Genomic DNA, 12,453 nt, shown 5'->3' with positions numbered 1-12,453 from the left:
TAATCTATGTCAGTTTATTATGTGGTTTTATCATTTTTTGTATATGGATTTTTAGGATGGTGTACGGAAGTTGCATTTGCAGCTGTAAAGGAGCGCTATTTTGTAAACCGTGGATTTTTAAATGGTCCAATTTGCCCGATTTATGGACTGGGAGTAACAGCAGTTGTATTTTTTTTGACAAGGTATCGAGAAAATCTTCTGCTTCTTTATATTGCATCAGTTGTTCTGGTAACAGTTCTGGAGGGACTTACCGGATGGCTGATGGAAAAGATTTTTCATGCCAGATGGTGGGATTATTCGGAGATGCCTTTGAATATTGGAGGATATGTTTGCCTGTTGTTTTCTTTAATCTGGGGTGTTGCCTGTGTATTAATTGTTGATTTTATACATCCTGTGACAATGAAGCTTCTTTCTTGGATTCCATATTATGCAGGGTGTGCAGCTCTTGTTTTATTCATGATCGGAATGTTTGCTGATCTATATGTAACAGTTGCATCTATTCTGAAGATGAACAAACGCCTTGCTGCTATGCAGGAAATTGCACAGGAATTGCATAGAATATCTGATGAGATTGGTGAAAATATTTATGAAAATGTTAAAGATGCCATGGATCATCATAATGAGATAAAACAAAAGTCTAAAGAGTTATCTGACGGTATGGAACAGAAGAGAAAAGAGATAACAGATGAATTTGAGCAGCGTAAAAAGAAAATGAAAGCGGAGAGAGATCAGCGCAGACAGGAATTGATAGATAGATATCATGAAATATCTGAAATGATTCAACAAAACAACCAGCGTTTGCTTAAGGCGTTTCCTAGAATTCATGCAAAAAGAAATCAGGAAATCCTCAATTATATAAAAAATAGAATGAGCAAAAAATAAAAATCTACATAGTTATTGCGTTGATTTAAGTAAAAATAAAATATGGGAATTGTTAAAAGACAATAAAAATATAAATGAAATACTTTAATAGGACAAAAAGGTGTGATACAATAACTGAGTTATTAATTTTTAATTAGGAGATAGGAGTATGATAATTAATTTTATACGAGGTTTTTGTATGGCATTGGCAGACAGTGTTCCTGGTGTATCAGGAGGAACAATAGCATTTCTGCTGGGATTTTATGATAAGTTTATTACTTCTCTGGATTATTTAATGTCTGGAACCAGGCAGCAGAGGATGGAAGCAATTAAATTTCTCATAAAGATCGGTATTGGATGGGTTATAGGAATGGGTGCAGCAGTATCTGTTCTGGCAAGTATTTTTGATGATAGAATCTATGAAATCAGTTCTGTGTTTCTTGGTTTGATTATTTTTGCAATTCCAATTATCTGGAAAGAAGAAAAGGAATCACTTCAGGGAAAATATCAGAATATTCCATGGGCAATACTTGGAATTATTCTTGTTGCAGCAATTACTTATTTTAATCCGGTTTCTGGAAAAGGAATCAGTGTTAGCGTGGAGCATCTGACTATTACACTGGCAATTTATATTTTTGCTGTAGCTATGGTTGCTATTTCTGCAATGGTACTACCTGGAATTTCAGGTTCTACCATGTTATTAATCTTTGGATTATATATTCCCATTATTTCAGCGGTAAAGGAATTGCTTCATTTGAATTTATCTTACCTTCCTGTATTGATTATTTTTGGACTTGGTGTGCTTACCGGAATTGCATTAGTCATTAAAATAATTAAAAATGCTCTGGATAAGCACAGATCCCAGATGATTTATTTTATTATTGGAATGATGATGGGATCATTATATGCAATTATTATGGGTCCTACTACTCTTGAGAATACAAAGCCTGCAATGGATATGAGCACATTTAAACCAATATTTTTTATTATTGGAGCAGTAATTATATTTGGATTAGAAAGATTTAAAACAATTTCTACAGATAATTAAATTTTAAGAAAGGCGATATGATACGTGTATCATATCGCTTTTTTTTGTAAATTATTAACAAAATCGATGATAGAATTTTGTAAAAAGTGTCAGATGCAACAACTTGTCGCTATGACCGTACAAGTTTTATAATGGATTTATAGGAGGATATCATGGAAAAAATATCAGGAGAAATGAAATATTATTCAATAAAAGAATCTTTAAAAAACGATATTTTGTCAGGTGTTTATCAGCCTGGAGAGAAGATGCCTTCAGAGTATCAGCTGGTAGATTTTTTTGGTGTAAGTCGTCATACCATTCGAAAAGCCCTTTCTATTTTGGAAGATGAGGGATATATCATAGCCAAACATGGAAAAGGGACATTTTGTACAGAGAGAGTAATTCATAAAAAAGAATCTATGAACATTGCAGTGGTGACAACTTACATATCTGATTATATTTTTCCAAGGTTGATTCAGGGAATTAATCAAGTGCTTGCCAGGCATGGATACAGCTTGATTTTTAAAACGACTGGAAATAGCCGCAGAGGAGAAACGGCATGTCTGGAAGATGTTCTCACAAAGGATATTGATGGAATGATTATCGAGCCCAGTAAAAGTGAACTTATATGTCGCCATCCAAAGCTTTTTGAAACTTTTGACAGTTATGAAATTCCTTATGTGTTTATTCATGGAGTATATGCGGAAATGAAGGATAAACCACATATTTTGATGAATGATTGCAAAGGAGGATATTTACTTACAGCTTATTTAATACAACTGGGACACAAACATATTGCTGGTGTCTTTAAAGCTGATGATTATCAGGGAAAAGAACGCCATAAAGGATATGTTAAAGCCTTACAGGAAGCAGGTTATGCCTATGATCCTGATATGGTCGTATGGTTTCATACAGAAGACAGAGAAATTAAACCAGCCAATATGATTTTACAGATGAAGCAATCAGGAAAAGAAATGGATGCGGTAGTTTGTTACAATGATCAGATTGCATTATCTGTTATGATGAAGCTGCAAAAAAACGGAATTTCCGTTCCTCAGAATATTTCCATTACGGGGTATGATAATTCCTTTTTGGCGCAGTTTAATTCGATTCCATTGACAACCATTGCACATCCACAGGAAAAACTTGGAGAAATGGCAGGACAGCTTTTACTGGAAAAAATTAAAGGCATTCCAGAAGAACAGTCTGCAATTCCACGATTGATTGAACCGGAGTTAATCATTGGAAAATCCTGCATGAGAAGATAAAGATCCATGAAAAAAAGAATGAGATGCCGTAGTAGTAAAACGTCTGAAAAGGAGGCTTCAAATTGGGAAAAAACGAGCTGAAAGAATCGATTGTAAGCGGAAAAACAGCATTGGGAATTGAATTTGGATCTACGAGAATTAAAGCGGTTCTTGTTGATGAAAATAATGTACCAATTGCGTCTGGAAGTCATGACTGGGAAAATCGTTTGGAAAATAATATCTGGACATATCGTTTGGAGGATATCTGGAAAGGACTCCAGGATAGTTATGAAAAAATGTCGGAAGATGTTAAAAAGCAGTATCAGGTGGAACTTAAAACTATTGGGGCAATTGGTTTTAGTGCCATGATGCATGGGTATATGGCTTTTGATTATAAGGGCAATATTCTTGTACCATTTCGTACCTGGCGTAATACAATGACTGAGGCGGCTTCATTAAAACTGACAGAAGTATTTCAGTATCATATTCCTCAGAGATGGAGCATTGCCCATCTGTATCAGGCAATCTTAAATGGAGAAGAGCATGTTAAGGATATTTCATATCTGACAACTCTGGCAGGATATGTTCACTGGAAGCTTACTGGAAAAAAAGTTCTTGGTATAGGTGAGGCATCAGGAATGTTTCCGATCAATGTAGAGACTCATAATTATAATAAAGATATGATGACGGAATTTGATAAACTGATAGCAGATAAAGATTATCAATGGAAGCTGAAAGATATACTTCCGGAAGTTTTAATGGCAGGAGACAGGGCCGGAACATTGACGGAAGAAGGGGCTAAACTTCTTGATCCTTCAGGAAAATTAAAAGCAGGAGTGCCACTTTGTCCTCCGGAAGGTGATGCGGGAACAGGAATGGTGGCAACGAACAGTATTGCCAGAAGGACGGGAAATGTATCTGCAGGAACCAGTGTATTTGCAATGATTGTTTTAGAGAAAGAATTATCCAAAGTTTATGAGGAAATTGATCTTGTAACAACACCAACAGGAAATCTTGTTGCAATGGTACATTGTAATAACTGCACATCGGATTTGAATGCATGGATAAATTTGTTTAAGGAAGTTGCTGAAAGTCTTGGAATAGAAAATTTGCATAAAAATAGGTTGTTTGAAATTTTATATAATAAAGCTTTGGAAGGGGACTCTGATTGTGGAGGACTTCTGGCTTACAATTACTTTTCTGGTGAGCATATTACAGGATTAGAAGAAGGAAGGCCATTATTTGTACGCCGTCCAGATAGTAGATTTAATCTTGCCAATTTTATGAGGGTGCATCTATTTACCGCTCTTGGTGCTCTGAAAATTGGGTTTGATATTTTAATGAAGCAGGAAGGTGTGAAAGTTGATCAGCTTTTTGGACATGGAGGATTGTTTAAGACTAAAGATGTAGGTCAAAAGATAATGGCGGCAGCAATTAACGCACCAGTTGCAGTAATGGAGACTGCCGGAGAAGGTGGCGCCTGGGGTATGGCTCTTCTTGCTTCATATATGATGAGAAAAGCAGAAAGAGAGATTCTGGATGATTATCTTGCAGAGAAGGTATTTACGGGAAATAAAGGAAAGGAGATTCTACCAGATGAAAAAGATGTAAAAGGATTCAATCTATTTATGGAACAGTATATCAAAGGAATACCAATTGAAAGAGCAGCTGTTGATACATTAATAATGGAAAGGTAAAATATGTTAGAACAATTAAAACAGCAGGTGTATGAGGCAAATATAGAGCTTCCCCGGAGAAAATTGATTACCTATACATGGGGCAATGTCAGTGGAATTGACAGAAAAAAACAATTGTTTGTTATTAAACCAAGTGGAGTAGATTATGATAAGCTTACTCCAGAGGATATGGTTGTTATGGATCTGGCTGGAAATAGGGTCGAGGGAAAGCTAAATCCATCTTCTGATATGCCTACACATTTGGAGTTATATAAAGCATTTAAGGAATTAGGTGGAATTGTACATACACATTCTCCATGGGCAACATCATGGGCACAGGCAGGACGAAATATTCCCTGTTATGGAACAACTCATGCTGACTATTTTTATGGAGAAATTCCATGTGCGAGATCTTTAACTAAGAAGGAAACAGAAGAAGCATATGAGAAAAATACAGGGTTAGTTATCATAGAAGCCATTCAAAATAAAAATCCTGAATCTGTGCCAGGAGTGCTGTGTATAAATCATGGACCATTCACATGGGGGAAAGATGCGGCAGAAGCAGTTCATAATGCAGTGGTATTAGAAGAAATTGCTAAAATGGCATATAGAACAGAATTTTTAAATGGAGAAGCAAATCAGGCCCCACAGTATTTACAGGACAAACATTTTTTTCGTAAACATGGGGAAAATGCATATTATGGACAATAAATGAAAGTAAACGAAGAAAATTATATAATGAGTGTATTTTACAAGGAGGTAGCAGAATGAATAACATGCCTAAAATTAAAGTGGGAATTGTTGCAGTCAGTCGTGACTGTTTCCCGGAGAGCTTGTCTGTGAACAGACGAAAAGCACTTGTTGCAGCATATAAGGAAAAATATGATGAATCAGATATCTATGAGTGTCCGGTGTGTATTGTAGAAAGTGAGATTCATATGGTGCAGGCACTGGAAGATATAAAACAGGCAGGATGTAATGCTTTGGTGGTATATCTTGGAAATTTTGGACCGGAAATATCAGAGACTCTTCTGGCAAAGCATTTTGAAGGGCCAAAGATGTTTATTGCGGCAGCAGAGGAAAGTGGAGATGATCTTTTGGATGGTCGTGGAGATGCTTTCTGCGGAATGTTAAATGCCAGTTATAATCTGAAACTTCGGAATATAAAAGCATATATTCCGGAATATCCGGTAGGAACAGCCGAAGAATGTGCAGATATGATACATGATTTTGTTCCGATTGCAAGAACTGTCAAGGCTTTAAGTGAACTGAAGATTATCAGTTTTGGACCACGTCCATTAAATTTTCTCGCATGCAATGCACCTATAAAAGCATTATATAATTTAAATATTGAAATTGAAGAAAATTCCGAACTTGACTTATTTGAAGCTTTCAAAAATCATGATAGAGATGAGAGAATACCAGAAATCGTGAAAGAAATGGAAGAAGAACTTGGAGAGGGAAATAAAAAACCGGAAATTCTTTCTAAATTGGCTCAGTATGAGCTGACATTAAAAGATTGGATTGAAGAACACAAAGGTTATCGTAAATATGTAGCTATAGCGGGAAAATGCTGGCCGGCATTTCAGACTCAGTTTGGTTTTGTCCCATGTTATGTTAACAGTCGTCTGACTGCACAAGGTATTCCGGTATCCTGTGAAGTTGATATTTATGGGGCATTGAGTGAGTTTATTGGAACTGTTGTAAGCGAAGACACTGTAACATTGCTGGATATTAATAATACAGTACCTGCGGATATGTATGAAGATAGCATCAAAGATACATATGGATATGACCAAAAGGAAACATTTATGGGATTCCATTGTGGAAATACTGCTTCCAGCAAACTATCTTTCTGTGAAATGAAGTATCAGAAAATTATGGCAAGAACTTTGCCGGAAGAAAATACTCAGGGAACACTGGAAGGTGATATAATTCCTGGTGATATTACTTTCTTCCGTTTGCAGAGTACGGCAGATACAAAACTGAGAGCTTATATAGCACAAGGTGAAGTTCTACCGGTTGCAACAAAATCTTTTGGAGGAATTGGAGTATTTGCAATTCCAGAGATGGGAAGATTTTATCGTCATGTATTAATTGAAAAAAATTTCCCACATCATGGAGCGGTTGCTTTTGGTCATTTTGGCAAAGCCCTGTTTGAAGTATTTAAATATATAGGAGTCGATGTTTCAGAAATTGGATTTAATCAGCCAAAAGGAATGTTGTATCCAACGGAAAATCCATTTATCTAATAAAAAAGTATTGAGAAAGAACTGTGCTAATGCATGGTTCTTTTTTTATTACATAGGAAATTCCTTTGAATTTCCTATGTAATTTAATAAAAAAGAGTGTCAGAAAAGTAGAAAGATTCACATTTTTTACATAATAGTGTGATAAAATAAATTTAAAATAAGGGGAAAGTAGACTGGAGGAAGAAAAAAATGGGTGATTTAAAAATATTAGTTGTAGATGACGAAAGCAGAATGCGTAAACTGGTTAAGGATTTTCTTATAAGAGCGGGATATCAGGTATTGGAAGCTGCAGATGGTGAAGAGGCTGTTGATATTTTTTTTAGTACAAAAGGAATAGATTTACTTGTTTTAGATGTTATGATGCCTAAAATGGATGGATGGGAAGTTGTAAAAGAGGTACGAAAAGTATCAAAAGTTCCTATCATTATGTTAACAGCCAAAGATCAGGAACAAGATGAACTGCAGGGATTTGATCTCGGGGTAGACGAATATATTTCGAAGCCTTTTAGCCCTAAAATATTAGTTGCCAGAATAGGTGCAATTTTGAGAAGGACCAGTCAGATAGAAGGAGAAAATATTGAATCTGGTGGAATTGTTATGGATGTGGGAGCACATCATGTATTGATTGACGGAAAAACAATTGAATTAAGCTTTAAGGAATTTGAGCTTCTTCAGTTTTTTATGACCAATGAGGGAAGGGCGTTAACAAGAGAGTATATTTTGAATCAGGTCTGGAACTATGATTATTTTGGAGATGCCAGAACTATTGATACACATGTAAAGAAGCTGCGTAGTAAATTAGGAGAAAAAGGAAAGTATATTCATACCATATGGGGTATGGGATACAAATTTGAGGTTGAATAGAAATTGAAGAATAAAATAATGAAAAATCAGTCAATAAAAATAAAGATGACTTTAATGCTGATTATTATTATGACTGTAACAATATTAATGTCAATACTTATTAATCTTACAATGTTAAAACCTTATTATATTTTGAAAGAAAAGAAAAATATTACATCAGCATATGAGGAAATACAGTCGCTTTTTCAAAAGGATACAGTGAAAAAGGAGGAAATTGACCAGGTTGCACGAAAATATAATTACAGGGTTCTGATCAGTGATCCGGTGAATCAGATGATATATAGTTCTGAGGATGAACGGGGCGTTATGTATAAAGATATGAAGAATATCCTAAAGAATTTTGATAGAATTCAAAGTCAGGTTGAAAAAAAAGGATATGCAGTTACTACTATATCAAATAAAAGCTCTGGAACAGGTATTAATCTGATAGGATATCTGGATGGTCAGTATACGGTTATTCTTAATACTCCCATGGAAAGTATAAAAACCAGTGCAGCCCTATCAGGAAGGTTTACTGCCTATGTTGGAATAATGCTGATTATTGCAAGCGGAATTGCCATGTACATTTATAGTAAAAATTTTACAGAACCTATTGAGGAAATGGCAAGGGTGGCAAATAGAATGTCCAATCTCGATTTTGATGTCAGGGTTAAACCTTACGGAGAAGATGAGATAGGTAAGTTAGGTAATAGTTTAAATGACTTATCCGGGAAACTGGAAATGACTATTTCAGAATTAAAAACAGCTAATAATGAACTTCAAAAAGATATCGAACAAAAGATTCAGATTGATGAGATGAGAAAAGAGTTTCTGTCTCATGTATCTCACGAATTAAAAACACCAATTGCATTAATTCAGGGATATTCTGAAGGTTTGAAAGATAATATTTTTGATGATGAGGAAAGTAAAAATTTTTATTGTGATGTTATTGCTGACGAAGCACAGAAAATGAATCGAATGGTTCAGAAACTTATGACATTAAATCAAATAGAATTTGGAAATAATCAGGTGGAAATGGAACGATTTAATATCTCTGAACTGATTCAAAATATGGTGGATTCCAATAAAATATTATTGGAAAAAGATAACGTTTCCATAGTATTTAATGAAGGTCCGGTTACTGTATGGGCGGATGAATTTATGATAGAAGAAGTGGTCAGCAATTATCTAAGTAATGCCAGAAATCATGTCAGTGAAAATGGAGTCATTCAAATCAGTTATTGTTATCATGGTGATAATCTCCGTGTAAAAGTATTTAATAGTGGAAAACATATCCCGGAAGAAGATCTGGATAAACTGTGGATAAAATTTTACAAGGTGGACAAAGCCAGAACAAGAGAGTATGGCGGAAGCGGTGTTGGATTATCTATTGTTGAGGCTACTATGAAAGCTCATGGAAAAGATTATGGAGTTTCTAATATTTCAGGTGGCGTAGAATTCTATTTTGAAGTAGAATTAGATAAGAATAATATTGAAGGATAGGATGATAAAATGTTAAAAGATTATTGTGAACAAATAAAAGATGCTGATTTAGTACTGGTGGGAATAGGAAAAGAGCTTCATGCCAATCGTTTGATTGATTATGAAAAAGAAATAGATAATTCCTATTATCAGAATCTTCTGGGAAAGGAAGATGAGAAATCAGTTTGGATGAGAAATGTATATGAGAGATATTATCTTCTGACACTTGGAGATGTAGATTATTTTAAAGCACTGGAGGAAGTGCTGGAGAATAAGAATTATTTTGTTGTTACAAGTAACGATGATGGTCTTGTCTATCATTCCAGATTAAAAAAAGATCGAATTACATCTCCATGTGGAAACGGTGATTTTTTTCAGTGTAGCAAGCCATGTAGTGAACAGTTGTATCCTGCAAAACCCGGACTGGAAGATTTAATTTCCTATTATGAGTCAACCGGTAAAATTGAAACATTGGAATGTCCTAAATGTGGTCAGCAATTTATTTTTAATGTCCGCACAGAAGATACAAAGGATGTTTATATTGAAGGTGCTTATTTAACTTCCTGGGCGAATTATACAAAATGGCTTCAAGGGACTTTAAATAAAAAGATTTTTATATTAGAATTAGGGGAAGGGTTCGAAACACCAAGTCTGTTCCGCTGGCCTTTTGAGAAAGTTGCATTTTATAATGAAAAGGCAACTTTTGTAAGAGTACATAAATCTCTGTATCAGATGAACAAGGAATTAAAAGGTAAAGGGATAGCAGTACAGATGGACAGTAAGGAGTTTCTGGGTCTGTAATAATAAAACATAAGAGGAGGCAGCGTATGATTGCAATTATTGATTATGATGCCGGAAATATAAAAAGCGTTGAAAAGGCTTTGAATTTTCTGGGAGAAGAAGCAGTGATAACACGGGACCACGATGAAATACTTAAAAGCGATAAAGTGATTCTTCCTGGAGTCGGGGCTTTTGGAGATGCCATGGAAAAGCTTCACAAATATGGTCTGGTTGATACAATTGGACAGGTTGTAGAAAAGGGTATACCGTTTCTTGGAATATGTCTTGGACTTCAGCTGATGTTTGAAAGCAGTGATGAGGCTCCAGGAGTGAAGGGACTGGGTATTTTACCTGGAAAAATTTTGAGAATTCCTAAACAGGAAGATATGAAGATACCTCATATGGGCTGGAATAATATTAAAATAAAAGATGGGGCAAAATTATTTAAAGGATTGGAAAAAGATCCATATGTATATTTTGTTCATTCCTATTATCTGGAAGCAGATGACGAGAACATTGTTGCAGCAACAACAGAGTATGGAGTAACAATTCACGCCTCTGTTGAGAAAGATAACGTCTTTGCCTGCCAGTTCCATCCGGAAAAGAGCAGTACGGTAGGACTTCAGATACTTAAGAATTTTATTTCACTATAGGAGGAATGGCATGCATACAAAAAGAATTATTCCATGTCTGGATGTAAAAGGCGGACGTGTTGTAAAAGGTGTAAATTTTGTTAATTTAATTGATGCAGGGGATCCTGTGGCTATTGGAGCTGCTTATGATAAAGCAGGAGCAGATGAACTGGTATTTCTTGATATTACAGCATCATCAGATGCAAGAAATATTATGATTGACATGGTAAGAAAGGTTGCAGAAACAGTATTTATTCCATTTACTGTTGGTGGCGGGATTCGTACCGTGGATGATTTCAAGGCAATTCTCAGGGAGGGTGCCGATAAGATTTCTATCAACTCTTCTGCAATCAATACACCGAATCTGATCAATGATGCAGCGGATAAGTTTGGAAGCCAGTGTGTTGTTGTTGCCATTGATGCCAAGAGAAGAGCAGATGGTTCCGGATGGAATGTTTATAAAAATGGTGGACGAATTGATGTTGGACTTGATGCTGTGGAATGGGCTATGGAAGCTAACCGTCGTGGTGCAGGAGAAATTTTGCTGACCAGTATGGATTGTGATGGAACAAAAGCAGGGTATGATAATGAATTAACCAGAATTATTGCTGAAAATGTTGATATTCCGGTTATTGCATCCGGCGGAGCCGGAACAAAAGAACATTTTTATGATACTTTAACAGAAGGAAAAGCAGATGCAGCACTGGCGGCATCTTTGTTCCATTTTAATGAGCTAAAGATAACTGATCTGAAAGATTATCTGGCTGGTCGGGGAATCAGTGTCAGAAGATAAATTTTGATAGAAAAAAGGAGACGATCATATGAATTCAAAAGCAAAAAAAGCCGATGAAAATCATAAAAAAGGCTATAATTGCGCTCAGGCAGTTGCGTGTGCATTTTGTGATGAAACAGGAATTGATGAAAAGACAATGTTTCGTATGATGGAAGGCCATGGGCTGGGAATGGGTGGTATGCAGGGAACCTGCGGTGCCATTACAGGAGCAGTAGCGGTTTTAGGAGCTGTAAACAGTAATGGAGATTTAGAACATCCGGTTTCTAAATCTGATACTTACAAATTGTCTAAAGAATTGGTAGAACAATTTCAGGAGAAAAATGGTGCCATTGCCTGTAAAGATTTAAAAGGTGTTGAGACAGGAAAAATGGTAAGAAGCTGTCCGGGATGTATTGAAGATGCAGCTACTATTCTGGCAGATATTTTGAAAAAGTAATAGCAATATATTAAAATAAAAATACTATACCACAGATGCCATATGACGTCTGTGGTATAATTTTTTTAGAGCATATTTTCTAATATTCCATTTTCAGAAAAGAGTAATTTTAACTGTAATGGTCAAAAACTGCAAGGGTTGATACATAATGTCTCATTTCTTCTCTGCTGCTGATATGGCGGGCCTGTTCAATAACAGCATCTTGTTCTGATTTAGAAAGGGAAGAAAACTGTTCCATGGCTTTTGAGTTCTTTGCTAATTCCATGGCAAGTCCCACAGGCATTTCATTATTTGAATGCATTTCTATCACCTCGGTTACAGTATGAGTTGTCTTTTGGAAAAATATACGATATATATGTATGTCAAAGAATCATAATTTTGTATCTTTTCAAATTATTAGAAGTTTTTAATGAAAAAGTTGAGA

General features: G+C 35.5%; 13 protein-coding genes. 12 read left to right on the top strand and 1 reads right to left on the bottom strand.

From position 1 onward, the window contains the following. Positions 1-6: 6 nt before the first annotated feature. From BHF70_RS04100 to BHF70_RS04045, 12 genes are all read left to right on the top strand, one after another. Positions 7-882, top strand: a complete 876-nt coding sequence (locus BHF70_RS04100; protein WP_075759073.1) for a putative ABC transporter permease — start codon at positions 7-9, stop codon at positions 880-882. Between the two features lie 148 nt (positions 883-1,030). Then, on the top strand, positions 1,031-1,909 hold the full coding sequence (locus tag BHF70_RS04095) for a DUF368 domain-containing protein (protein WP_075759072.1): 879 nt from the start codon (positions 1,031-1,033) through the stop codon (positions 1,907-1,909). A 152-nt stretch (positions 1,910-2,061) separates the two neighbouring features. Further along, positions 2,062-3,156 (top strand): GntR family transcriptional regulator, encoded by a 1,095-nt coding sequence (locus BHF70_RS04090; RefSeq protein ID WP_075759071.1) that lies wholly within the window; start codon positions 2,062-2,064, stop codon positions 3,154-3,156. 62 nt (positions 3,157-3,218) lie between these two features. Continuing rightward, the gene (locus tag BHF70_RS04085) at positions 3,219-4,832 is read left to right on the top strand and encodes a xylulokinase (protein ID WP_075759070.1); all 1,614 of its coding nucleotides are present in this window, start codon (positions 3,219-3,221) and stop codon (positions 4,830-4,832) included. Between the two features lie 3 nt (positions 4,833-4,835). Beyond that, a complete protein-coding gene (locus BHF70_RS04080; protein WP_075759069.1) occupies positions 4,836-5,522 on the top strand; it encodes an L-ribulose-5-phosphate 4-epimerase in 687 nt (228 codons plus the stop codon). Between the two features lie 56 nt (positions 5,523-5,578). Then, a complete protein-coding gene (locus BHF70_RS04075) occupies positions 5,579-7,063 on the top strand; it encodes an L-fucose/L-arabinose isomerase family protein (protein ID WP_075759068.1) in 1,485 nt (494 codons plus the stop codon). Between the two features lie 189 nt (positions 7,064-7,252). Next, positions 7,253-7,927, top strand: a complete 675-nt coding sequence (locus tag BHF70_RS04070; RefSeq protein ID WP_075759067.1) for a response regulator transcription factor — start codon at positions 7,253-7,255, stop codon at positions 7,925-7,927. A gap of 18 nt (positions 7,928-7,945) precedes the next feature. Continuing rightward, positions 7,946-9,409 carry a sensor histidine kinase gene (locus BHF70_RS04065; RefSeq protein ID WP_230973563.1) on the top strand — a complete coding sequence of 488 codons (1,464 nt, stop codon included), beginning with the start codon at positions 7,946-7,948 and terminating at the stop codon, positions 9,407-9,409. Positions 9,410-9,418: 9 nt separating this feature from the next. Further along, entirely contained in the window at positions 9,419-10,189 is a 771-nt protein-coding gene (locus BHF70_RS04060; RefSeq protein ID WP_075759065.1) for a hypothetical protein, read from the top strand. A gap of 26 nt (positions 10,190-10,215) precedes the next feature. After that, on the top strand, positions 10,216-10,821 hold the full coding sequence (gene hisH / locus BHF70_RS04055; RefSeq protein ID WP_075759064.1) for an imidazole glycerol phosphate synthase subunit HisH: 606 nt from the start codon (positions 10,216-10,218) through the stop codon (positions 10,819-10,821). 10 nt (positions 10,822-10,831) lie between these two features. Next, the gene (gene hisF / locus BHF70_RS04050; protein WP_075759063.1) at positions 10,832-11,593 is read left to right on the top strand and encodes an imidazole glycerol phosphate synthase subunit HisF; all 762 of its coding nucleotides are present in this window, start codon (positions 10,832-10,834) and stop codon (positions 11,591-11,593) included. Positions 11,594-11,621: 28 nt separating this feature from the next. Further along, a complete protein-coding gene (locus BHF70_RS04045; RefSeq protein ID WP_075759062.1) occupies positions 11,622-12,029 on the top strand; it encodes a C-GCAxxG-C-C family protein in 408 nt (135 codons plus the stop codon). Positions 12,030-12,138: 109 nt separating this feature from the next. Here the strand turns inward: BHF70_RS04045 and BHF70_RS04040 are convergent, their stop codons facing one another. Next, the gene (locus BHF70_RS04040; RefSeq protein WP_075759061.1) at positions 12,139-12,330 is read right to left on the bottom strand and encodes a YdeI/OmpD-associated family protein; all 192 of its coding nucleotides are present in this window, start codon (positions 12,328-12,330) and stop codon (positions 12,139-12,141) included. Between the last annotated feature and the right edge of the window lie 123 nt (positions 12,331-12,453).

It is taken from the genome of Anaerostipes sp. 494a, from assembly GCF_001940315.1.
Classification (GTDB): Bacteria; Bacillota; Clostridia; order Lachnospirales; family Lachnospiraceae; genus Anaerostipes; species Anaerostipes faecalis.
The sequence above is the reverse complement of the archived record's forward strand: the minus strand, read 5'-3'. Positions and strand labels throughout refer to the sequence as shown.